Here is a 25038-nt window from a genome sequence, read left to right as displayed (position 1 = left end):
AAAAAGACTGCTTTCAATTGAAGGCAGTCTTTTTTACTTTGATCAAATGAAATAGATTATTCTTTAATCCATTTGATTGTTTTCTCCAGATTCTTAGATTTAACCTTAATCAGATAATCTCCCTGAACAAGGTGCGACAAGTCAAAAGTACCTGTCTTATCATGATTCAATTTATTATTTGCCTGAGTGAACACTAATTTACCGCTTACGTCGTAAACTGTAATATCATACACTTCATTTGAATTGGTAAATTTCACATTCAGAAGTCCTTTGCTTGGATTAGGATATACTACAAACACCTCTTTATTGGCCGCGGCCTCATTAACGCCCAATGTCTGAGTGATGGTAAAGTTGATTGGGTTAATGTTGTAGAAAACATTCGTTTCTGCCGCCACCATAATTCTGGCCTGTGTAGTATTTACGTTTGGAATAGTAACAGCTTCAGAACCGTCATTGGGAGTAGAAGCCAGAATCAGGGTAGGATATGTAAGACCGCCATCTGTTGAAAGATAAATATTGACAGTAGCAGCATTCACAGGAAATGCAGTTGTATTGGCTACATCCCATGTTACTGTTTGCGTTGAATTACCCGCCCAGTTTACTGCCGTTGCAGGCGCAGTGACATTAAAAGGTCCGGAATTTCCATCAACGGTAATAATAGCATCATCATTGGCTACCCCAGCACAACCCGCATTATTATCTCTTACAGTCAGCCTGAACTCCATCGTTCTTGCATAAGATGGTCTAACCTCTCCTTTGGAAACAGTACCATTGATTACATCGGTAAGTTTTGGAAAATATCTGTAAGGAACGGTTACAGGTACATATGATCTGAAAAGAGGAGCATTTAATGTTGGAGCATTCCAGTCACCTGCCGGTCCTGTATCATTCTGTTCCCAGCTGTAAGTAAGTGGATTGTTATCAATATCCGCAGCAGATCCTTCTAATCTGAACGGTGTGCTTTTAGGAATGGTATAATCACCTCCCGCATTTACTGTAGGAGCGAAATTGTTGCTGGGAAGTGTTACCTGGCATGTTGTTGACTGAACTTTTGTCGTAATAGATTGGTATGATTTGGTATGGAACGTAGGAATACTGTTAGCAGCTAAATTATTAGTACTTCCACAGATTCCTGCATACGCCATAATGGTAATTCCACTTCCTGGCTCTACTGCATTGGCTGCACTACGGTTTCCATTACAACTGCCTGTAACAGCATTAAAAGTATGAGGACCTCCAAACTGATGTCCCACCTCATGGGCAACATAATCAATATCATATGGATCTCCCACTGGATTAGGAGAACCGGTAATTCCTCTTCCTTTATTGGAGTTGTTACAGATTACTCCCAATCCAGCCAATCCGCCACCTCCCGTACTGAAGGTATGACCAATATCATAATTGGCATTTCCTATCAGTAAATCAATCTGAGTCTGGCTTTCGTTAATTAATGTTCCGGCGTTATTATTTCCGTTAAATGGATCTGTAGCTGCATTGGTAAAGACTACATTGGCTTCGTTATCAACTAATATCAATCTTGAAGCTACTTCCTGTTCATATACTCCATTTACTCTGTTTACTGATGTTACAATGGCGGAAAGGGTCTGCGCAACAGTAGGTGTAGCTGAACCTGTTGCTGCTACCGCATATTCTCCTGTACAAGCCACCGCTAGTCTGAAAACTCTAATTTGCGTTCCTACGCTTGGAGCTGTGGTTTTCTGAGCGTTTTTTTTTCCGGCTGGGGTATCATCTTCATCTTTTACTCCACATGATCTCGGATTTTTATCAATCAAATCACTTTTTTTGTAAATGATATAATTATTGATATCCTGTTTTGCATAAGGATCTATATAAGAATCACCAGCTACTATAGATTTTATCTGCGCATGGAAGCCCAATTCTGTAAAATCAAGTTTTAGAGTAGCATATCTGTCATCAATTCCCTGTCCTGTAAAAGTAACAATCTGAGGAAACTGGCTGGCTAATCCCGGAGCCATCACGGAAGATTTCCAGATTCTGAACTTTGCTTTCGTACCGTCAGGCATTGGTAACACAATAATCGGGGCATTATCTTTACGATCACTGTCTTTCAATTCCGGAACTGAATTAAAATAACTTTTCATTCCCGCCACATCCAATGTATAGGTGAGTGACTTTTCCGGTTGTACGGTTCTGTTTTTAGGTTCAGCTTTAATAGATCTTTCATTAATTACCGTAAAAAAATCCTGAGCTTTTCCGAAGGAAACGGATATAATAAATATCCCTAAATAAAATAGTTGTTTAATTTTCATATATAATGGTATGTAATTTTTATTAATTTAATCCTTAGAGCCAAAAGCTAAAGAATAATTAGTTAAAGATTTATAATTCAAACGCTATTGAATTATAAAATTAGTTAATTTTATCAAATATTACATACTAAAATTCAAAAAAAAATGATATTCCGTAGCAAAAAACCAACAATTAAGCTACCACAAAGCATTCAGCTCAATACGCAACTTTTCTTTATTAAAATAACCGGTTTTATAGACTTTTGTATTGTAGTTATCTTTGATCCGAATGATATAAACACAATCAAAAATTAAAGAAAAAGAAATTAAATAACCATGAAAAAAATATCTTACTCTTCATTCACATTTACAGACATCAATACTCAGGAAAATTTGAAGTATCAACATTATGAATAGAACCGTTTAAAGTCTTTAAGCCAAAGGTTGAGGCTGAAAAAGCTGCAGAAACAAAACTTATGAGCTCTGGTAGAGAGAAGAAAAACATTATAAAGGCTGTTAAAGGCAGAAAAATTATCAAATCATATTCAATCCGGGTTTTTACATCCGGATTTTTGTATTTCCGTAAGCCGGCAAAAAATTGTAAATTCGCATGCAAATAAATCAGATATAATGAGTAAAAGTATTGAAGAGTTAAAAACTCTTACTACGCAGATCAGAAGAGACATTTTAAGAATGGTTCATGCTGTAAATTCAGGACACCCTGGTGGAAGCTTAGGTTGTACAGAATTCTTCACAGCCCTTTATGGCAGAGTGATGAACTATAAACTTCCTTTCACAATGGAAGGCAAAAATGAAGATCATTTTTATCTATCAAACGGACACATTTCTCCGGTATTCTACTCTACTTTAGCAAGATTTGGTTTCTTCCCTGTGGAAGAACTGAGTACTTTCAGAAAATTAGATTCAAGATTACAAGGGCATCCAACTACTCATGAAGGACTTCCGGGAATCAGAATCGCATCAGGTTCTCTTGGACAAGGACTTTCTGTAGCTCTGGGAGTGGCTGATGGAAAGAAACTGGATGGTGATCAGTCTCTTGTTTACTCTCTTCACGGAGACGGTGAGCTTCAGGAAGGTCAGATCTGGGAAGCATTGATGTATGCAGCTGCCAAAAAAGTGGATAATATCATTTCTACAATTGACTATAACGGTCGCCAGATTGATGGTGATACAGATGATGTATTAAGCTTGGGAAATCTTCATGCTAAACTGGAAGCATTCGGATGGATTGTTCTGGAAGAAAAAAATGGTAATGATCTTGAAGCTGTGATTGCAATCCTTGAGAAGGCAAAAACAGAAACCGGAAAAGGAAAACCGGTAGCCATTCTTCTTCATACAGAAATGGGTTACGGAGTTGATTATATGATGGGATCTCATGCATGGCATGGTAAAGCTCCTAATGACGAACAGTTGGAAACAGCATTCAAGCAATTATACCTAGAAGCTCCGGCTGATTACTAATATCTTAACCTCTCTATTAATAAAATAAAAATGAAATATACATATACAGAAAAAAAGGATACTCGTTCAGGATTCGGGGCAGGATTAGCTGAACTGGCTGACAAAAATCCTAATGTAGTAGCACTTTGCGCAGACCTTATCGGTTCTTTGAAGATGGAGAAATTCATTGAGAAGGCTCCGGAAAGATTCTTTCAGATTGGTATTGCAGAAGCAAACATGATGGGAATTGCGGCTGGTCTTAGTATCACAGGAAAAATTCCTTTTACAGGAACTTTCGCTAACTTCTCTACTTCAAGAGTATATGACCAGATCCGTCAGTCTATCGCTTATTCTAATAAAAATGTAAAAATCTGTGCATCTCACGCAGGTCTTACTTTGGGAGAGGATGGAGCTACTCACCAGGTTCTTGAAGATATCGGTATGATGAAAATGCTTCCAGGAATGACAGTAATCAATACTTGTGACTACAACCAGACTAAAGCTGCGACTCTTGCGATTGCAGATTTTGAAGGTCCTGTATATTTAAGATTCGGAAGACCGGTAGTTCCTGTATTCATCCCTGAAGATATGCCTTTCGAAATTGGAAAAGGAATTATGCTTCAGGAAGGTACTGATGTAACGATTGTTGCGACAGGACACCTTGTATGGGAATCTCTTGTAGCTGCTGATGAGCTTGAAAAAGAAGGTATTTCCTGTGAGGTTATCAACATTCACACGATCAAACCTCTTGATGAAGAGATCATTTTAAAATCTGTTGAAAAAACGGGTAAAATTGTAACAGCTGAAGAACATAACTACCTTGGTGGTTTAGGAGAATCTGTTGCGGGTATGCTTGCAAGAAAAAGACCTACAAGACAGGAGTTTGTAGCGGTAAATGATACTTTCGGAGAGTCTGCCACACCGGCAGAATTGATGAAGAAGTATAAAATTGATGCTGCTGCAGTAAAAGAAGCTGTAAAGAAAATTTTAGCTTAATATAAGTCTTTTATATAAAAAAAATCCGGCGTTTTCCTCCGAAACCGCCGGACTTTTTTTTACGCATAGCCTCTTCTGGTCCGAATATTCTTTTTCCAAAAGGTTTCAGCACATCATCTTTCAGATTTTCCACTTTTAAAGATTATGACAAAAACAATTCAAAATGTTTGGGTGCATTAATTTCTTTAATCCTTCTTTGATGATTTTATAGAACTCTGCTGGCCAGCCGGAATTCCAGACAAACTGTGAAAAATTCCGTTTTTATGAGTGGTATGATATCCCAATAGCTGGTGATTGAATCATCAGACATATCATGCTGTTCAATTCCTTTATTCAAGTAAAAGATTTACAACAGAAATATTGGAGTTAATAATTTCATTAGGGTCATTACTTTTATAAGAGGCTTCTGAGGCAATTATTTTACCGGGCTTCATATCTATATATTTGAAGTGTTTTTTTAATTCTTCATATTTTTAATTGCCCCAGGTAGCCATCCAGTTCAGATATTCACTTTTGTATTCATTATCATTAAGTCTGATGATAAGATCTTTAAGATCCTTCTTCTCAAATTCATAATCTGAAACCGTGAAAATCAGGAAAATATCTTTTCCTGTGATCCCGGTAAAAAAGTTCTCATTTTTAAGCTTTTCCAACACTTCAATGCAGGTAGAATATAACTTAGCCTGAAAGCCATCAAACCACAGATCATCGTCATCGTGTTTCTTAAGTTCTTCTCTCAGTTGAGTGCAGATCAGATCAAATTCTCTATTGGCTCCTACCATTTCGTAAGTCCATTCTGCCGGTTCATATTTAAAATAAAGAGCATCGTCCTCATCTGCATTCTCCATTACTTTCAATGTATTGGCAGCAGGACAAACCGTCATTGCTCCCTCATCGCTGTACAGAGCAAAACTGTAAACTCCCTCTGCCCCATGTTTTTCATACACTTCTAAAAAAGCTTTTCTGGCTGCATATTCAATCTGTTGTTTCACAATTTCAAAATTCATACTTCTTTTCTTTTTTAAAATGGGTGGTAAAATTACCTTTATCCTTTTGATTCAGCACATTATCTTCTTATAAAGGCTGTTCAATTTCATGATTATGGCTATCTTATTTTAGGACTTTTGATGGATTTGGAATGAAAAAGTATCAAAACTTAAATTTTCTTTGTAGGGATTCATAAGTTTTCACAAAGAATTAGGCAATCATTTTTTTGTATTTTTTATATGCAAATTCATATATAAATTGTGATCCTATTTGCCCTGTATGCAATTCTTACACATACTCAAGTTGATGAAGTATTTTGCACAATAGAAAATAATTCAGTTTCTATTTCACTTGTTACAAATTCATTTTTTTAGTATATCTATAAGGCTCTTATAATTTTAAAAGAATTCATTTTTTATTAAAATTCTTTTATATAAGCATAAGTGCAATCTGTACAATTGTACACATAAAAAAGCAAACTGAAAAAAACAAAAAAATTACACATTTTATCCCATATAAGTGATGTAAATATTTATAGTTTTATCCCATCAACGTTGATGAAATACATTCTTAAAATTTAAAGTGCAAGTGTACAGTGCATAATAAATAGGTAGAATTATCCGCCCTAAGCCAGGGTTTATTTAACACAAATGAATAACATAAACAACAAAATTACCAACATGAAAAAATTAAAAGGAATGAAGAGCAACTTCTCTTCTTTAGAAAACAAAAAAATGAAAAATCTACAGACTATTAAAGGTGGGGAAACTGCTATCAACTATGTTGCTACAAACAATGGAGACTGCTATGATAAAGAAACATGGAGAGATCACAAACTTGAATCTACTTTGGAAATCTGTTAAAAGTTATCATTAAACTTATTATCAATTTATAAAGGGAGGAACATAATTCCTCCCTTTACAAATAAGAGCATCATCAATCCAATAAATAATGGTTACCTAATGAAACAAAATTCAATTTTGATATACCTACTCATTATTATTTTCATTGCTCTTTCCTGTAAAAGCAATGATTATATTGTTTATTATAACAAAGTGAATGAAATTGATAGTCTATACCGGATAGCTAACCAACCCGAAAAAGCTATAAAGCAATACCGAAAGTTGTTCAAAAAATACACTCCTAAAAATCAGGAACGCATTAAAGAATATGAAACTTATATTAAGTTGGCAGATCAACATCAAAAAGATTTTGGAGGAAAGAAAAGTCTATACAAGCTTATTCCTCTTATTGCACCTTACGAAGGATCATATGGAAGTTATTTCGGATTGTTTAAAAAGTATGGCATAGATAGCACCGAAGTAAAACAAAGAATTGCAGACTGGAAAAAAGGTTTAAATAAGCGACTGGTAGATTCTTTTAGCATTGCTTTTGTACGTGATCAGGCGGAAGGCAGGAGAAATCCACAGCTCATGGAAAAAAATGACAGAATAAATGCACAACTTTTGAAATGGACGTTTGAAAACTATGGCTATCCTTCAGTACAAAGAATCGGGCTCATCGGAAATGACGGTGTATTTATGCCTATGCACCCATTGTTCAGTCATATGATAGGTGAAAAAGAATATTCTTATTTCAAAACTAAAATGCTGGAATATATAAAATCCGGAGACTGCATTCCAAAAGACTATGCTAATATGGTAGACCGCCACAATCTGCAAATAGATAAAGTCGAAATGCCTTATGGCTCTTATCCAAGTTATAGTGCTATTATTGATACTATAAAAGTAAACCGTAATAGGAAAAAAATAGGCTTGCCTGCTTTAAAACGTATATCTAAGGTTCAAAAAAAATGACAGCATGATTCTTATTATTTCCAACAACAATGAAAGAACCACTAATAAAATTATAGAATGGCTCCTTGAAATGAAAAAGGAATTCATCCGTATCCATGAAGATGAAATTTTTGAAATTGCAGTGGAGAACAAAAAAATTCTTTTAAGGAGTAACAGAAATTCTTTTTTTCTGGATAAGATCACAAGCGTATGGTACAGAAGAGGCGGATTAAAAATCAAACGTCTAAATTATGAAAATCCTTCTGTAAATGCCCATATGAATGAAGTACAGCATTGGTTGGAAGATTATGTAAGAACAATACTGGAGTCTAAAAAACATATCAACAAAGAAAGTAATAGTGATGTTAATAAGCTTTTGGTATTGGAAGAGGCTAAAAAAATAGGGTTAGAAATTCCTGAATATTTTCTGGCAGACAACACAGATCAGGTATCTTTGGATAAAACAATCGTAAAAACAATTGGAGGGAATCCTATATTAGATGATATTGATACGGATTTAAATGGGATTATGTATACCTCTGTTGTACATAAGAGAGAAAAAACGAAGTTCTTTATTACATTCTTTCAGGATAGGATTGATAAGGAATTTGAAATCAGAACATTTTATCTCAACGGGAAATGTCACTCGATGGCAATATTTTCTCAAAATGATGAACAAACAAAAACTGATTTCAGAAAGTATAATTTAGAAAAGCCTAATAGGAATGTTCCTTACAAACTATCCTCTGACATTGAAGAAAAAATTAAGCTTCTGATGAATTCCTTAGATCTTAATTGCGGATCATTAGATTTTATCAAAGGAAAAGATGGAAAATTTTATTTTTTAGAAGTCAATACTATTGGGCAGTTTTTAGGATTGTCTCGTACTTGTAATTACTCCGTAGACAAAAAAATAGCAGATTACTTATGAAAATTAAAGTTAAAGAAAAAAACAAGCTTCCGCTTACCTTCAAACATATAGAGCCCTTCAATGATCAGAAGCTTAAAAAGCCTAATGATGTCGTCTATGTTTTAGAGTGCAAAAAATATCAGACCAATTATTATATCAGAGAAAGACCTACAAAATCATTGAACCGGCTATTATGAAATACTTTAATTTATTCTCAAACATTCTCATCACCAAAGGCTCCACAAGAATTCTCATTTCGGATTTACAGAGAAATGTATCAGAACTGTATCCGCTGGAGTTGTATGGAATTATAGAAGAATTAAAAATAAACTCTATAGACGAAGTATTGTCTGAATATGATGATGAATCCAAAGAAATTTTTCAGCAGTATATGAATTTACTTTTAGAAAAAGAATACGGATTTATTACAGAAAATGATTGGGATAAAAACTTCCCTCCTCTTTCATACGAATATCATGAACCCAATCCAATAACAAACCTTTTTATTGAATTAGATAATATTAAGATCCTGAAAAAAATATATCCATCAGTGGAAAACCTCGGAATCAGGCATTTGGTCATTTACAGTCTGAAACCATTAACAGTAAAGGAATTCATAGAAATTGACAAAACTTTTAAAACCTCAGTTTTATCAGGAATAGAAATTTTCTCACCATTTCACCAGGAAGTCAACCTATCTTTTATACAGGCTCTTCAACAAAATACAGTCAGAATATACCGTCTCATTTTTTTCAATTGTTCGAAACCTCCTTTCAAAGCTAAAGATGAATATAGATTCTCATTACATTTTGTGAAAGATGATCTGAAGATATCTGCATGTGGAAAAGTGGAACTGAAGTACTTCAATACCAATATTAATAAAGTGATAGAAGCCGTTAACCATAATTCCTGCCTGTATAAAAAGATAGGTATTGATAAAAAGGGCAACATCAAAAACTGTCCGCTGATGAATGAGAGCTTTGGAAATATCTATCAACAAAACCTTGAAGAAGCTATCAATCACCCTGATTTCAGAAAATACTGGAACCTCACCAAAGACCAAATTGAAATATGTAAAGACTGTGAGTTCCGTTACATCTGCACAGACTGCCGGGCATATACTGAAAACTCTCTAAAAAACAAAGAAGGACTGAATATATCAAAACCTCTGAAATGCGGCTATAATCCCTATACAGGCTTGTGGGATGACTGGTCTGAAAATCCTTTAAAACAAGAAATTTTCCATGCTCTTGAACTCAGATAATTTTTTTTTCATTGCCCTTGTTAATTGAGAACCGCTTTTAAATTTAATTTAAAAGCGGTTTGTTATATTATTCTAATTAAGCTTTACTTAAAAAACTTCCATTTCGGGATAATGGCAAGCATTCCGAAACCTGTAAACAGGAAAAGATTGGTAACATCCGTATACAGAAATGTAGACAGGTAGTAATTGTGCATAAAAAAATGCAGTACCAGTAAAGCCGGAAACATAAAAATTCCTGCCTTTCTGTAGAAGAACATCAGCACCAGCCCTATCATCATCAGTACATCAATGGAAAAAATCACATAGAAGTACCACCTCGGAATCTGAAGGTATTCATGCTGCAGATATTCATCCACATCTATTCCAAGTCCCATTATAGTAAACAACATTAAGGCCGCAAACGCCAGTATAAATCCCCATCCTTTTTTCGGATCTTCGTCAAAATAGCTGTATTCTTCCATATCTACAAAAATAAAGAACTTATGAGAGATTTCATAAGTTCTTTTATAATTATTCGTTTAAAATTTGACTTACACAGAGATTGCGTTGATCAGTCTGTTTTTGTCACTTAAGAATTCCTCCATAGAGATCATACTTTCAGTTCTCATTACATCCTGAATATCGTCGATCTGGTAAATAATTCTTTTAGCATCATCAGTATTCTTAGCTCTTACTTTACAGAAAATATTATATTTTCCTGAAATAACGCTAGCCTCTATTACGTTAGGGATAGTTGACAATTCTTTCAATACTTCCTGAGTACGGTTGGATTTTGTCAAAAGGATACCTATGAAAGCTGTAAAGTGATAATCCAGCTTACCATAATCAATGTTAAGAGATGATCCCAAAATAATACCTGCATCTTCCATCTTTTTCACTCTTACGTGAATTGTTCCAGCAGAAACATCCATCTGCTTTGCAATTTCAGTAAAAGGCATTCTTGTGTTTTCTACTAAGAAATCAAGAATCTTCTTGTCTATTTCGTCCAGTTGATAGTTCATATTAGTTAAATTACAATTTCTTTAAAAAATCTATGTATTTTTTGCAAATTTACGAAAAATAATTTAACTAAAAAATATATATCAAATATTAACAATAATTAACACAGATGATAAAAATCATTAAAATATTCTAATTATCTACCATTCGATTTTATTGAATCTGTTTTTATTTCACCTTTTGCATCTGAAGTTTTTTTGTCTTTTTTCTTCTTTTTAAACAAAGAATTGAAGCTTTTACTCCACACTACCCCTCCGCCATAAGCTTGATTAGCAGAACCGTTTGTACTCACCATTCCGATGTTTGTAGGTTTGGAATACGCACGTATTACCAAAGAACCGTCATTCTTTTTAGACAGATCATATTCTACAGATCCTTCCGTGGAAAGATAATTATTCTGTGCCCCATCTGTTTTTGATAATGGAATACCCAAACCAGTCTTGATATTGACTCTTGGCGAAAGCGCTACACTCACACCGGCATTGGCTCTGTCTCCAAAATTAGAGTTCTGATCTCCTTTTACATAATTAAGGTCTATCTGGAATTCGTTACTCATTGTATTAAGAACAGATCCCAGCTGTTTCAAAAGCATATTATATCCGGAAGATTCTGCTACATTTCCCACATTTACATCAAATCCACCTGTATTGGATACGTTAAAGGTACTCAACAGCAATACAGATCCGAACTGGAGAACCTTCTCTCCTTCCTGGCTCATTTTCGCGGCCAGTGTTTCTCTCACCTGGCTGGATACATCCATTGCCGTTACATTAAGATCAATCTGAGGGTCTACCAGCGATTGGGTAATATGAGCCTGCAGCAATATACTGATGGGCTGTAGTTTTCCCATACTTAGATATTCTCCTGCATTGGATACCATTCTGACATAGTTGGCATTAATATCCAGCATAGGCTTCATTGCATCACCATCCCATCTGATACTGCTGTTTCTTTCAATCTGGAATGTCTTATTAAGAATAGCCTTAGAAACAAATGTTCCGTTATCTACTTTATAGGTACCGTTCATGGCTATATTGCCCTGTCTGTTCATATGAAACCTCAACGGATCAGCAGATCCTTTTACCGTAATATTCCCTACATCATCTCCTACCAGTACATTTACAGTAGTTCCTTTATCAACAGCCAGATTGAAGTCAATGTTCATATTGGCTCCTGTTTTTTTCTTTTCCTCCAGGGTAATCAACCCATCTTTTCCTTCTTTCAGGAATCTCAGCATTTTAAATTCTTCTACATTGGAAGTAGAACTGGAATTAAAGGTAAAGGTACTTCCGTTAAGTGCCTTCATATTAGGAGTTGTTATACTTAATCCCGAAACAGGTCCGTCTACGTAAAGATCTCCCTGCCCGTACACTCTTCCCCAGAAGAGATCAAAATCTTTTTGTGTGGTATTCAGCATCAGCAGGTTGTCTGCTCTCATTACGAGAGACACCCCCATTGAAGAAAGGGTTTCAAACTGAATCGCCCCGGAGATATTCCCTTTGGAATTGGTTCTTCCGTCGTGTACTTCAACATTATTGAGGATCGCAAGTCCTTTGGTAAGCTGAATCACAGTATCATCAAATGAATAATCTACTCCGGTAAACAAAAGTTTTAATCCAAAATCTTTTAGAGCAATATCTCCGCTATAATCAAGATTGTTAAGCTTTCCATTGATTTTAAGATCTCCTGTTGCTTTTCCACGAAGGTTGCCAAAAATAGTCTGCACAAACTGCTGTGTAAATGCCAGGTCAAAATCACGCATTTCTGCAGTTAGATCAATAATCGGCGAAGAGGTATTATTATTAACCGTTCCTGTCAGATTAAGGCTGTTGTTTCCAAGTACTCCGGCAGAATGAACTTTCACATCAATATCATACACGTTCAATGAGAATCCATTGGTGGCAGAAATAGAGATATCCCCCATATCATTCCCATTCATCTTAATTTCATCAATATTAAGATCTACCAGTGGCTGCAACGTGCTTTTATCCATTTTAATCTTAACACTTCCGTTGGCAAGACCTTTAATGTCCATTGTATTTCCTCCGGATTGCATGTCCAGAAGTTTTTCCACTGCAAAATCATTAATATCTGCATCTATGTAAAAGTCTTTTGCTGATTTAAACTGTGCTTCTTTAATAAATAGAGCACTTTTATCAGAATAAACCCTCAGATTCCTGATATCAAAATCACCGGTTTTCTTTCTGTAGGTAATGGAGTGATTCAGTTCAGGACTTGTATCTATCGCCCAGGTAACTTCATTGAATTTTACCTCCGTAGGTTCAAACCTGAATACATAATCTCCAGCGGCATCCGTAGACTGATCTACATTGATGGCATATTCCTTAAGCTTTTCATTAATCTCATCATCAGGACTTCCATGCTTAAATACAGTAGCTAAATGAAGGGTATTTCCGTTTTCATTATTTCCTTTAAGCTCAAAATCTTTGATCACATTTTTATTATAAATGACTCTATTGATCTTAGCGTACAATTGCTGATTAAGGTCTGCTGTGTTAATTCTAATTTTAACACTATCTACCATCGCACTATCTCTGCTTACATTCTTACGGTCATTAATTTTATAATCAGGATTGGAAGATGCCAGTGCCTGATCAGCATCTGTAATTTCTTCCTCCTTAGTCATAATATATTTTAAAGACGCTGCATCGAGATTCAGAACCAGATTGTTTGAGTTCCCGTCATATTCTCCTTCTACAAGAGCTCCTTGATTCAGTCTCAATTCAGGTAAGAAATAATTTACCAATCCCTGCTGGACATCAAACTTCAACGCAAAGTTCTGCCCACGATACAATTTCCTTGGCGGCGGTCCTACTAATATTTTCCCTACTCCATTTTCTACCATTCCTGCAAGATCTGCAAGATTGTATTTTCCCGAGATCTTGCCTGTGGCTGCTCCCGGAGCATCTACATCAATCACGCGGCCGCCCGCTTCTATAAATGTTTTTAACTTGGCATTCGGAATATTGTATTTTTGGGTGGCTGTAGCAAAGTGAAGGTTATTGGCATTCACATCCACCGTAAGATCGTTGATAGAAGACATCGCCATTTTACCTTCTATCTGGCCACTTACCACCTGAGTACCAGGTTTGTTGGTGAAGTAATTCATGTTCAGATAAGTGACATCTGCATTCACATCCATAGCGATTCTCGAAGTACTGAAATCTATCAATCCTTTCACTGTAGCTTTTGCCTGTTCATCATTAACAGTGATGAGTCCGTTATATTTTTTATGATCCAATAAACCATCCAGATACAGATTATTGATTGTTTTATCCATGATTTCAACACTTGTAATCTGTGATTTTGTCGTCAGACGCATGGTATTAACATCAAAGCTTTGTCCGTTAAGGTCAAATTTACCGGAAATTAAACCTACTGCTTTATTCTTTGTAATGACAGAGGTATTAAGGTCTTTAACATCAAGATAACCGGAATATTTTGGCATTGCAGTACTGTAGCCTGTTAGAGTAAGCTTGGAAATTTTCGCCTGTCCGATTCCCGTCATCAGATTTCCATTGTCTACGTAAATCTGATCCGGATTTACTTTTGCTGTTCCATTATATTTCAGTTTTCCGAAATCATCTGCAAAGTTCTTCATCTTTGTGGAGATGAATGAAGGCATCATAGCTTTTAAATCCTTATACGTAAAATCTGTAGAAAGATCTTTTGTTTCAATAGCAAAATTTCCTTTCAGCAGATTGTCTACCTTCATCGTTTTGGTGGCAATATTAACGTCAGGATTTCTGATCAGAAAGTTTTCCAGATGAAATTTATTCAAAGGACCAGTCATAACCCCGGAAAGATTGAAGGGTTTGATATTATCCCAGTTGGTTACAAAATAACTGATATCATAGCCGCTTAACTGACTTCCCTGTTTGATATTCATATCCCAGCGTACTTTGTCTGCAAAATCGGCCCAGGATCCGTCATGAAGATTAAATTTGATATCTCCCTGAAGCAAGGTATGATCCGTATTCAGCGTAAGGTCTTTTAACGACAAAAACTGCTTCGTTAGAGACAGTTCTGTTGAAAAAGTATCTACAAAATGAGATTTCCCCCACCTTGAAGTTACAAATGACATATTATTAATTAATGCCGAAACATTCGGTCCGTTAACTTTTACGTTGGGTGCTTTTAGGTTGAATTTCGTTGCAGTAAGCCATTTTCCCTGCTCTCCGGGAGAGTTTTCATTAATGATGGAAACTTTGGAATCAATGATCTGAATTCTGGAATTCAGTTGAAAAGGAGGTTTCTTAGGGTCTCTTTTCTTCCCGTCGTCGAAGAGGTCAACAAATCTGACAAAATTGGATATACTGTCCCCTTTATAAGTAATCACCTTTACATCGGCATTCACAAGAGCCAGAGAATTAAAACTTAAAGAATTGCTGTTTCCTGAAATGGCATTCACCGCCAGAGACATCCAGTCTGAATCAGCACGAAATTCACTGGCTGTAATAAAATTAAATCCTTTATAATCTTTTACTTTTAACCCTTTTATCGTGACATTACCGAAGTAATTTACCTCTACACTTTCTGTAGAAAAATCAGATTTAAAATCATTGTTAACAAGCTTAAGAGCCTGATCAGCGGCCCATTTTTTCGTTACCGGCAGATTGATGGCAATAAGTATTCCACCTACAAGGAAAATACCCAGCCAGAAGAGAATCAAGAGAAGTTTCGCCCACCATGTGTAGCTGGTAACATCTTTTACAGCCTGTTTCCCAAACTCTTCAGCTGTTTCTACAGGATGATGTATGGCATCTGAAGCCAGCTCAGATGCTTCTTTTATTGTTTCCCGTACTTTTCCCTCTACATTTTCAACAGTTTTCTGTACCTGATCCCCTAGGTTTTCAGCTACTGATTTTTTATTCTCATTCTCGTTATTATTCTCTAACTTTGCCATTATTATGAGCGACTCTATAATTTTAGGTATTGAATCGTCCTGTGACGACACCTCAGCAGCTATCATCAAGGGAAATTCTATTCTTTCAAACATTGCCGCGAACCAGGCCATTCACAAAGAATATGGCGGCGTTGTCCCTGAATTGGCTTCACGAGCCCATCAGCAAAATATTATTCCCGTTGTTGAAAAATCTTTTTCCAAAGCAAATATACAACAAAATGCGATCTCTGCTATAGGATTTACTCGCGGACCGGGACTTTTAGGATCTCTTCTTGTAGGAACATCATTTGCTAAGTCTTTGGCTATGAGCCTGAATGTACCTTTAATTGAGGTAAATCACCTTCAAGCCCACATTCTGGCCCATTTCATCGAAGATGCAAATCCTGTGCCGCCTACCTTTCCTTTTTTATGCCTTACTGTAAGCGGCGGACATACCATGATTGTATTGGTAAAAGATTATTTTGATATGGAAATTATCGGAAAAACCATAGATGATGCCGCAGGAGAAGCTTTTGATAAAATCGGAAAGATTTTTGACCTTGATTATCCTGCAGGACCTATTATCGACAGGCTTGCCAAAGAAGGGAATCCCGATACTTTTAAGTTCAACAAACCAAAGCTGGAAAATTACGATTATTCTTTCAGCGGTATTAAAACTTCCGTTTTATATTTCATTCAGAAAGAAGTCAGAAAAAATCCGGATTTCATCAAGGAAAATCTTAATGACCTTTGTGCTTCGGTACAGAAATCTATTATTGAAATCCTGATGAATAAGCTTGAAAAAGCAGCCAAAGATCTCAATGTAAATCAGGTAGCGATTGCAGGAGGTGTATCTGCCAACTCTGCACTCAGAAAAGCAATGGAAGATAACAGAGAAAGACTGGGCTGGGATATTTATATTCCAAAGTTTGAATATACAACAGATAATGCAGCCATGATTGCCATGGTGGCAAAACTGAAGTTTGAGCGGGGAGAATTTACAGATTTAAGAACTTCCGCAACGGCAAAATACGATTTATGAAAATACTCTTAGAAGAAAAAGTGCTTGGAACGCATTCTAAAAAGAATTCAAAATATTACTGGATATTAGAAACCATTACAGGAAAAAATGAAAACCCGGAAATTTCTTTAGATTATTTTCCATCCAGTTCAGAAACAGGATATATTCAGGATATCAAAGATGAAGTGTTACAATTAATCAATTCTGAACATCTTTTTAGTTTTCCCTATACTCCAAAGGAAGGAGATTATTTATCGATCAAAAATAATCTGAGAAAACAGGAATATTTAAATCTGATATTTATTAATAATACCTGGATAGAAGAAATATACATGTGTTCTTACCGGGAATGTGATACAGACATTTACACAACCATCAAAACAGGAGTTGCATTTATAAGTCAGGATATATGAAATTATTTTACGGAGAAATAACAGATCAAAAAGTCATCATCAACGATGAAGAACAACAACATATCGTAAAAGTTCTTCGCATGAGAGATGGAGAAGATATTCATGTAACAGACGGCAATGGAAAACTGGCTTCCGGAAAACTTATGATAGAAGGCAAGAAAGCCGGAATTGAAATTTCTGAGATCAAAGAAAATCTGCCGGAATTCAATCCTAAACTTCATATTGCGATTGCTCCTACCAAGAATATTGACAGAATCGAATTCTTTGTGGAAAAAGCAGTGGAAATGGGTATCTCAGAAATAAGCATTATTATCACTGAGAAAACGGAGCGTAAAAACATCAACATCGATAAAATCAGAAAACAAGTGATCGCAGCATCCAAGCAAAGCCTGAGATTTCATTTTCCGGTGATCAATGACGCTGTAAAGCTAGGTGATTTTCTGAAAAATATTGATCCGGAACACACATTTGTAGCACACTGCCATGAGAATCTGGAAAGAATTGATCTTAAAAATATCCCTCAACTGCAACAGGTTATATTTCTAATAGGTCCTGAGGGTGATTTTTCAGAAAAGGAAATTGCATTTCTGGCAGAACATAAAGTAAGAGCAGTATCTCTGGGAAATCAAAGGCTCAGAACAGAGACAGCCGGTGTCTTTGTAGCGGCATGGAATTATTATAATATGATATAAACAAGAAAGAGAAGGCTTATCAACCTTCTCTTTTCTATTTTCTGACATTATTTCCAGTCAATATTATTTTCCCGCAGGTATTTTTCAAAAATCTGCTGTCCGCTTCTCATGGAATTCACAGCCCAAAGGATTTTCATCCTCAAAAGTTTTTCCTCATTTAATTTATACTCAATATCAGACCTGATCAGTTTTTGCTTCAATTCATACATGCAAATTGATGCGGCTACAGAAACGTTGAAGCTTCTTGTAAAGCCATACATCGGAATAGCAAGTGTTTCATCTGCAAAATCTAAAATTTCCTGGGAAACTCCTTCCATTTCAGTTCCGAAAACCAGAGCAATAGGTTCTGTAATTTCATATTCAGGTAACATTTTAGCATTATTTTCCAGTGAAACAACGACTATTTTATACCCTCTGTCTTTAATATTTTGGAAGGATTCCATATTTCGGGGAAGTTTTTCCACCTCAACCCAGGTATCGGCGCCTTTTGTTACCCGAAGATTGGGTTCAAAACTGTATTCTTCCTGCAAAGCCACTACTTTATGAAAACCGCAGGCCTCCACAGAACGTACGATGGCTGCTGCATTTCTGAACTGATAGACATCTTCTACTACCGGAAGTACAAAGTCTGAACTCTCCTGAGAAAAATGTTCAATTTTAGCGAGTCTTTCTTCGGTTAAAAACTGTTTTAAATATTCATAAGTTTGCGTTAAGTCTTTCATCCGCATTTAGTTATTTTTTCAATAGCCCTGTGAAACGCCAGCAAATCTCATCATATTTTCACAAAATTTCACGATAAGCGTTTCATTCATTTTCAAATCTTTGCAAATTAACGTAATTTTGACCTATGAACCCTAATCGGGCTCCAATTCTTAATTAAAAACAGTACATGAAGCGAAAAGTCCTGCTCATCTATACCGGTGGAACCATCGGAATGGAAAAAGATTACGAAACCGGAAGTCTCCGTGCCTTTGACTTTGGTAATATATTTGAAAAAATGCCTGAAATGAGGCTTATGGAATGTGAGGTTTTTGTTCATCCTTTTGCCAAGCCACTGGACTCTTCGGATATGGGGCCTGAAGAATGGAAAGTAATCGCCAATTATATTCAAAAAAATTATGATGATTATGACGGCTTCCTGATCCTTCACGGAACAGATACCATGTCTTATACTGCATCAGCATTAAGTTTCATGCTAAAAGGATTAAGAAAACCTGTCATCATGACCGGTTCTCAGCTTCCGATTGGTGACCTGAGAACAGACGCCAAGGAAAATCTTCTTACCAGCCTTTATTATGCCAGCCTTTATGAAAATGACGAAGCAGTGATTCAGGAGGTTGCCGTTTACTTTGAGTACAAATTATTAAGAGGAAACAGAACGTTGAAATATTCTGCGGAGTATTTTGATGCCTATTCAAGCCCGAATTACCCTATTCTTGGACAATCCGGAGTTCATCTGAATATTATCAAAGATAACCTGTTCCGTTGTGATCCGGAGGTGGAATTTCATGTGGATGAACATATTTCTGAGGATATTTTATTCTGGAGAATTTTCCCAGGTATGCATCTAAGCCACTTCAAAGAAATCCCTAAAATGAAGGTTCTAATCCTTCAGGTTTTTGGTTCGGGAACCATTTTCAGCAGTGCCAAAACGCAGGAAACCCTTCAGGAAATCCGGGATAACGGAACCGAAATTGTGGTGGTAAGTCAGTGTATTTCAGGAGGCATCTCATTCGGAAAGTATGAAAACAGTAATATTTTCTCCAGAATCGGAGCCATCAGCGGAAGAGACATGACAGCGGAAACAGCGATCACCAAAGCCATGCACTTAATTGATAATCCGAGTTACTCCGGAAGCTTTGCTGATAATTTCACCAGAAGCCTTTGTGGAGAAATTACAGATTAATTTGTAAGAATAATTTGGATATTCCAGAAAATACACTATTTTTGCAATCTCAAAAAGAGAGGTGTCCGAGTGGTTGAAGGAGCTACCCTGGAAAGGTAGTATACGGGTAACTGTATCGAGGGTTCGAATCCCTTCCTCTCTGCAAGAAAGTAAAGCCTGTGCTAATGATTAGCACAGGCTTTTTTTGTGATTAAGATTCGCGGTTTATTCTACATTCAATTCCATAAGTATTTATACCCAGTTTAATAATTGGTAATTTATACGCTACAGTATATTATTTGTTCTTCGTTACTTTGAAATATAATCTAATCACCTAAAAAACAAATCAATATGACATCAACAAGTGTAAATGCAAATTCTTCAGGCCAGTTGGTTCTAGGAAACGGAGCGCAATTCTGGGTGTATCTTTCACCACAAAACGATACTTCTAAAATGATTTCTACATGGCGTGTAACTTTTTCACAGGGAGATTGGAGTGATTTCATCTCAAGTGAAAATCCTACCAAACAGATTCAGACTCCCAATCTTTCGGGTATCTTTGAAATTAAAGTAGAATTATTAAGCGGTTCTACCGGTACATGGCGCCAGATTCCACCACAAGCTGGAAGTCATAATGAAATAGGCTGTAACTCCAACTGTGCTTCTATGGTAGGAATTGTTGCAGACAGTACAAATCCTCCTATCGGAGCTATCAATGCTCACTTCTGGACAACATGGGATGCCATGTGCGGAGTAAGACAGAATTAACAGGTAAATAAACCAAGTCCATAAACCATTTTGCCACAGTATTTATATTGTGGCAATTTATTTTTTTTGCACATATAACACACAAAATCAAACAATTATACAATAAATCCACAACTACAAATATACTTTTCCACAAATTACTAAGAAGTTATTCACACTTTATCCACAATTAATATATTATTGCAACCCTTCATTTTTCCTATAGAAGATTTTATTCCTAATTCTATCCAAAATCAGAGCTTTCCTTTGTCTTGTTTTTAAACAGTATTACAAGATTTTGAATAAACATTCTATGAACAAAGCTTCTAATTTTGCTATCACAAAATATTCTCTCTGCGTATCAACAGTATCCTTATCCGTTTCATGGTTTCGCATTCATTTAAAATTAACAGTAAAACAGCTATCCATACTATTGAGCATGAAGAAATTTTTTGCAGGATTATTTTTATTGGGATGTATAGGAACATCGATAAAAGCACAGATCAGTCCACCTGGATTGGGAGATGCCAAAAACGCTTTCTGGGGAGCCTTCGGAGTGAAGCGACAACTTGACTCTTTGGGTAAAAAACAGGCTTTGAGCTATGTAGCCATCGGGAGAAAAAGCAGTCCGGATGATCATAATCTGTTTTCGAAGCAAGCGATCATTGTTTTAAATCATGAAGTTTATCATTCCTTTGCTCCACACCAGCAGTACAGCTATGCTTTAAGTTACCGCCGTCAGCCACAGTATGAAAATACAGCTCCTTATGCTAAGGAAAATACGGAACAGGAATTCAGAATGTATGGAAGATATGCCTATACTTTTGATCCTGGCCGGAAATGGAAACTTAAAAGTACTATACGGCAGGAATTCAGAAAGTTTTTTGATGCAGAATTTCATCAAGCAGAGGAAGATTTTCAATTCAGAACACGTATCAAAAGTCAGCTTACCTATAACTTATCTCCTAAAAATAATCAGAAACTGGCCTTAAGTGCAGAAGCCCTGTTTTCTATAAGTCATCTCAATAAGCCGGATGCTGAGTGGAGTTCGTTTGGATATCGTGAAATACGTGTTGCTGCTTATTATATGTTTACGATTCCCAACTCTCCTTTTACCGTAGATATAGGATATATGGATGAACTCATCAGAGGCAGCAGAAGTATTCATCATGGTGGTGTTCATTATCTGACCGCTGATCTGATATGGAATATTGCTTATAGAAAAAGCAGGTAGTATAATAATGTAATTATTTATAAGCTTTTAATACAAGATCCCGTTCATTACTGACCGGGATCTTGGGTTGAAAAACATAAGTTTTCGGCAATATAATTAAGTATGAATGTTTGGTGTAAAATTTTAGTTGCACAATGTGAGAAACTGACGGCTCAACTGTACGTTGAATTTCGCTTCCGCTCTAGAGCGTGCATAAATAGTCTGTTTAAAAGCATGTACTGTTTTCAGTTTCTGGTCTATAAATTCTGCAATCTGAACAACAGAAAAAAGAAAGTCTCTGTATACCGCCATATTCACGGTCTGACCATAGTAGGGAAGATATGCCTTCAAAAAAGGAATGGCTTTCTGATGGCGGTTGTAGCTGATACAATACCCTACACCTTCCATTGAAGTAATAATGGTGTAATTATTAATATAATCCTGAATATTTTTGTGGCCATCCAGAGCGTGGGTATTTTTTGAACAAAATTTATTGATCTTATCCAGAATATGCTGGGCATACTCCATCATGGAAATATTTTTAAATTCAAAAACCTGGTTCATTCCTTTGGATGGGGAAATTCCGTTTTCACTATCAATACAGAAAGAGATCCCGATTTTTTCATGATAGGGGAAAAAGCAGTCTTTCACTTCAATGGAGGCATCCGGCTTTAGCATATCATCTGCAAAGTTATAATACACATAGGGCCTGTAAAGCTCAGCAAGCGCTTTCAGATAATCTGTTTCGCTTGTATTATGATATTCTTCAAACCATTTTTCAAGGTTATCGTAATAATTACTTTCAAAGTCGTTAAAGTTTAAGTAAAATGGCAATTCCATAGCTCTGTAATTTTGATATGACAAAGCTATATGCGTAATGCGACAAAACTTGACGCAATATATTTTTTTGTGAAAGTTTTTTGATGTTTAGTTCGTGAATGGTCAATTTTTGCTTCGCAAAGTCAATCGTCAATCATTGTTAACGCTAAGGTTCGCAAGGTTTTTTTGGATAACGTTTATATTTTGTACGCAAAGGCACTTCGTTCAGCCAAGAACTTACTGTATACATTGCTGGGTGAAACGCCTCTGCGATCGAAAGAAATTAAACATCATAAAAAACTTTGCGAACGCTGCGTTTAATAATAGGCATGTGTATTAAAAACCTGACATATTATATTTTTTGTGAAAAGATTTGAAAGATTGTTAAGTCAATAGTCAATTTTTGCTATGCAAAATCAATAGTCAATCATTATTAACGCTAAGGTTCGCAAGATTTGTTGGATAACGTTTTATATTTTGTCCGCAAAGGCACTTCGTTCAGCCAAGAACTTACTGTATACATTGCTGAGTGAAACGCCTCTGCGATCGAAAGAAATTTAACATCATAGAAAGCTTTGCGAACACTGCGTTTAATAATATACGAACTTACATTAAAATTCACAAGCGCAGCGGATTGACCATTCACTATTGACATTTTACCTGTCGTAATTCTTCATGATGTACTCAAAGTAGTGAATCATCTTCAGATAGTTTTCAATGCTAAGGTATTCATTGGTGCTGTGAATGCTCTGTTGTTCGGCAGTGTTGATCTTGATCGGCATGAATCTGTAGACATTTTTGCTTACAATTTCATATTTACCGGCATCTGTTCCAGCCATAGTAAGATAAGGGGTAACAATGGCTCCTGGATGAATTTCTTTCACGCCGGCTTCTATTATTTTAAAAGCTTTGGTATTGGTTGGAGAAATAGCAGAGGCTTCCCTGGTATTGTCAATTTCTTCTACCTCAACATCAAAACCTTCAGTGGCTTTAGCAATATGGTCTCTTACATCTTTCACCGAATTTCCGGGAAGCAATCTGAAATTGACAACAAATTCCACTTCGGGAGAAAGCACATTGGTACCGTCACTTCCCTTCATCATCGTTAAAGCTGTTGTGGTTCTTACCAAAGCATTGGTTGTATTGCTTTTGGTAAGCTGGGAGATCAATACCGGTTTTAAAAGCCATTGATTGGCCAGTGCCATTCTGGTGGTAAAAGGCATTTCACCTCCAATATTATTAAAAAATTCTTTGATTAAAGGGGTGATGACAGGCTTCATCTGATGATCTTCCAGACGCTGCATGATAACAGCTGCTTTTCCGATAGCGCTTTCCATAGGAGGCATTGATGAGTGCCCGCCCAAACCTTTTACTTTTATTTTCGCAGAAAGAAACCCTTTTTCAGCACATCCTACTACCGCTACATCTCTGTCTATGCCTGCTACATTTCCTTTTCGCATAATTAATCCACCTTCATCATAAACAGCATCGAACTTCAATCCTTTTTTCTTAAAATAATCTGCAATCTGCATTGCTCCTTTTTTTCCGCCCACTTCTTCATCAAAACCGAATGCCAGATAAATATCACGTTGTGGAATCTGCTTGTTTTTAATCATGGAATTCATGGATTCCATTAGAGAGAATAGCATTCCTTTCATGTCTATCGCGCCTCTGCCATAGATTCTTCCATTGGCAACTGCTCCTGAAAAAGGGGCAAAATCCCAGTCTTCAGCAACTTTTGAAACAGGCTCCAGCGGTTTATCATCCGGGCGGAATACATTTTCTTCATTGTTCTTTATATCAGCATCTCCGGGAGGCACAACATCCATATGGGAAAGGAATAAAATGGGTTCCAGCGCAGGATTACTTCCTTTAAGCCTGAACACCAAGCCATATTGATTGACTTCAACATTTTCGGTATTCTGATAGACTAATGGATAAGAGGTTTTTAAATAGGATTTGAACTGTTCAAACGGCGCATAGTCGAATTCCCCCAAACTCCCTGTAGAAACGGTTGGCACTTTTATTCCTCCTGAAAATCTCATGACTGCAGAATCATTTTTTACCGGTTTCCAGCCCTCGCCTGCCCCGATATTATTTTTCTTAAACGGATAGGTGTAAGTTTTGATCAATACTACAGCAGCCAGAATAACAATGATTCCTAACAGGATTAAAAGAATTTTTTTCATAACAAATAGTTTGTGAGGTGATTTTATTCTATAAATATAACAAAGTATTTGCTGTTTAGCAAGTTAAAACCCTACTTTTCAACCGTTTAATCAATGAGACAGTGATTGAAAATTTTCAAAAAATGGGGAAAATCGATCTGTGATTATGATTTTTTTTGACAGATCATAAACGTAAAGTTTTTAACAGTAAGAATTTAGGCAAGAAATAACAAGTAGGGAATCGATCATCTGATCAGATGAAGCTTCATCAATAAAAAAATTACTAATTATTTTGTGTTTAAAACAGGGAGATAAGGATTTTCATTGTAAAATGTAAGAAAATCAAAGAATTTTCAGCAATAGAATGACCAATAAGATCAGGTATCCTGATTATTCGACACTATCCCACAAAGTGTGTAAGTTAAAAAGTCAGGGCTTGGATTTTATAATCTGAGCCTTTCTTCAAAAATAAGCATAAATTGGTTGAGAAC

At 36.1% G+C, this 25038-nt stretch carries 21 protein-coding genes and 1 tRNA gene; 14 read left to right on the top strand and 8 right to left on the bottom strand.

Annotated elements, in window-relative coordinates; all coding sequences use genetic code 11:
- Positions 1-56: 56 nt before the first annotated feature.
- Positions 57-2291 (bottom strand): reprolysin-like metallopeptidase, encoded by a 2235-nt coding sequence (locus BW946_RS10745; RefSeq protein ID WP_076596184.1) that lies wholly within the window; start codon positions 2289-2291, stop codon positions 57-59.
- Between the two features lie 576 nt (positions 2292-2867).
- Between BW946_RS10745 and BW946_RS10735 the strand changes: the two genes are divergently transcribed.
- Together BW946_RS10735 and BW946_RS10730 are read left to right on the top strand one after the other, a co-directional pair.
- The gene (locus tag BW946_RS10735) at positions 2868-3752 is read left to right on the top strand and encodes a transketolase (RefSeq protein ID WP_228402540.1); all 885 of its coding nucleotides are present in this window, start codon (positions 2868-2870) and stop codon (positions 3750-3752) included.
- A gap of 30 nt (positions 3753-3782) precedes the next feature.
- A complete protein-coding gene (locus BW946_RS10730; protein WP_076596181.1) occupies positions 3783-4727 on the top strand; it encodes a transketolase family protein in 945 nt (314 codons plus the stop codon).
- A gap of 473 nt (positions 4728-5200) precedes the next feature.
- On the opposite strand, the gene BW946_RS10725 is transcribed toward BW946_RS10730, so the two are convergent.
- Positions 5201-5734, bottom strand: coding sequence for a DUF4303 domain-containing protein (locus BW946_RS10725; RefSeq protein WP_076596180.1), 534 nt, complete (start codon positions 5732-5734; stop codon positions 5201-5203).
- A 660-nt stretch (positions 5735-6394) separates the two neighbouring features.
- Between BW946_RS10725 and BW946_RS10720 the strand changes: the two genes are divergently transcribed.
- From BW946_RS10720 to gwsS, 5 genes are all read left to right on the top strand, one after another.
- On the top strand, positions 6395-6577 hold the full coding sequence (locus tag BW946_RS10720; RefSeq protein WP_170872073.1) for a TIGR04139 family peptide modification target: 183 nt from the start codon (positions 6395-6397) through the stop codon (positions 6575-6577).
- Between the two features lie 99 nt (positions 6578-6676).
- The gene (locus BW946_RS10715) at positions 6677-7531 is read left to right on the top strand and encodes a hypothetical protein (protein WP_076596178.1); all 855 of its coding nucleotides are present in this window, start codon (positions 6677-6679) and stop codon (positions 7529-7531) included.
- 4 nt (positions 7532-7535) lie between these two features.
- On the top strand, positions 7536-8441 hold the full coding sequence (gwsG, locus tag BW946_RS10710; protein ID WP_076596177.1) for a grasp-with-spasm system ATP-grasp peptide maturase: 906 nt from the start codon (positions 7536-7538) through the stop codon (positions 8439-8441).
- On the top strand, positions 8438-8617 hold the full coding sequence (locus BW946_RS10705; RefSeq protein WP_076596176.1) for a hypothetical protein: 180 nt from the start codon (positions 8438-8440) through the stop codon (positions 8615-8617). The genes gwsG and BW946_RS10705 overlap by 4 nt, the downstream gene beginning before the upstream one ends.
- Positions 8614-9684, top strand: a complete 1071-nt coding sequence (gene gwsS / locus BW946_RS10700; RefSeq protein ID WP_076596175.1) for a grasp-with-spasm system SPASM domain peptide maturase — start codon at positions 8614-8616, stop codon at positions 9682-9684. The genes BW946_RS10705 and gwsS overlap by 4 nt, the downstream gene beginning before the upstream one ends.
- Before the next feature lie 83 nt (positions 9685-9767).
- Here the strand turns inward: gwsS and BW946_RS10695 are convergent, their stop codons facing one another.
- The 3 genes from BW946_RS10695 to BW946_RS10685 form a co-directional block, all read right to left on the bottom strand.
- A complete protein-coding gene (locus BW946_RS10695) occupies positions 9768-10145 on the bottom strand; it encodes a hypothetical protein (RefSeq protein WP_076596174.1) in 378 nt (125 codons plus the stop codon).
- Between the two features lie 69 nt (positions 10146-10214).
- Positions 10215-10685, bottom strand: coding sequence for an Lrp/AsnC family transcriptional regulator (locus BW946_RS10690; RefSeq protein WP_002984446.1), 471 nt, complete (start codon positions 10683-10685; stop codon positions 10215-10217).
- 134 nt (positions 10686-10819) lie between these two features.
- On the bottom strand, positions 10820-15610 hold the full coding sequence (locus BW946_RS10685) for a translocation/assembly module TamB domain-containing protein (protein WP_076596173.1): 4791 nt from the start codon (positions 15608-15610) through the stop codon (positions 10820-10822).
- 4 nt (positions 15611-15614) lie between these two features.
- Here BW946_RS10685 and tsaD point away from each other — a divergent pair, with 4 nt between their 5' ends.
- From tsaD to BW946_RS10670, 3 genes are read left to right on the top strand one after another with little or no spacing between them, the layout of a single operon-like run.
- A complete protein-coding gene (gene tsaD / locus BW946_RS10680; RefSeq protein WP_076596172.1) occupies positions 15615-16631 on the top strand; it encodes a tRNA (adenosine(37)-N6)-threonylcarbamoyltransferase complex transferase subunit TsaD in 1017 nt (338 codons plus the stop codon).
- Positions 16628-17023 carry a hypothetical protein gene (locus BW946_RS10675; protein ID WP_076596171.1) on the top strand — a complete coding sequence of 132 codons (396 nt, stop codon included), beginning with the start codon at positions 16628-16630 and terminating at the stop codon, positions 17021-17023. Before tsaD ends, BW946_RS10675 begins: the two co-directional genes overlap by 4 nt.
- Positions 17020-17715 carry an RsmE family RNA methyltransferase gene (locus BW946_RS10670; protein ID WP_076596170.1) on the top strand — a complete coding sequence of 232 codons (696 nt, stop codon included), beginning with the start codon at positions 17020-17022 and terminating at the stop codon, positions 17713-17715. Before BW946_RS10675 ends, BW946_RS10670 begins: the two co-directional genes overlap by 4 nt.
- A 47-nt stretch (positions 17716-17762) precedes the next feature.
- On the opposite strand, the gene BW946_RS10665 is transcribed toward BW946_RS10670, so the two are convergent.
- Positions 17763-18443: a TrmH family RNA methyltransferase gene (locus tag BW946_RS10665; RefSeq protein ID WP_076596169.1), complete on the bottom strand. Its 681-nt coding sequence runs from the start codon at positions 18441-18443 to the stop codon at positions 17763-17765.
- Positions 18444-18604: 161 nt separating this feature from the next.
- Here BW946_RS10665 and BW946_RS10660 point away from each other — a divergent pair, with 161 nt between their 5' ends.
- From BW946_RS10660 to BW946_RS10645, 4 genes are all read left to right on the top strand, one after another.
- Complete coding sequence (locus tag BW946_RS10660) at positions 18605-19621, top strand: asparaginase (protein WP_076596168.1); 1017 nt, start codon at positions 18605-18607, stop codon at positions 19619-19621.
- A 55-nt stretch (positions 19622-19676) separates the two neighbouring features.
- Positions 19677-19763: transfer RNA gene (locus BW946_RS10655), tRNA-Ser, on the top strand.
- A 188-nt stretch (positions 19764-19951) separates the two neighbouring features.
- Positions 19952-20368 carry a hypothetical protein gene (locus tag BW946_RS10650; protein ID WP_034696971.1) on the top strand — a complete coding sequence of 139 codons (417 nt, stop codon included), beginning with the start codon at positions 19952-19954 and terminating at the stop codon, positions 20366-20368.
- 418 nt (positions 20369-20786) lie between these two features.
- Positions 20787-21581, top strand: coding sequence for a DUF2490 domain-containing protein (locus BW946_RS10645; RefSeq protein WP_076596167.1), 795 nt, complete (start codon positions 20787-20789; stop codon positions 21579-21581).
- Between the two features lie 123 nt (positions 21582-21704).
- On the opposite strand, the gene BW946_RS10640 is transcribed toward BW946_RS10645, so the two are convergent.
- Both BW946_RS10640 and BW946_RS10630 read right to left on the bottom strand, forming a co-directional pair.
- Positions 21705-22400: a hypothetical protein gene (locus BW946_RS10640; RefSeq protein ID WP_076596166.1), complete on the bottom strand. Its 696-nt coding sequence runs from the start codon at positions 22398-22400 to the stop codon at positions 21705-21707.
- A 635-nt stretch (positions 22401-23035) separates the two neighbouring features.
- Complete coding sequence (locus BW946_RS10630; protein ID WP_076596164.1) at positions 23036-24568, bottom strand: M20/M25/M40 family metallo-hydrolase; 1533 nt, start codon at positions 24566-24568, stop codon at positions 23036-23038.
- Positions 24569-25038 lie beyond the last annotated feature (470 nt).

It is taken from the genome of Chryseobacterium sp. RU33C, assembly GCF_900156015.1.
GTDB classification, from domain to species: domain Bacteria; phylum Bacteroidota; class Bacteroidia; order Flavobacteriales; family Weeksellaceae; genus Chryseobacterium; species Chryseobacterium candidae.
This window is presented reverse-complemented; position numbering and strand designations above follow the sequence as displayed.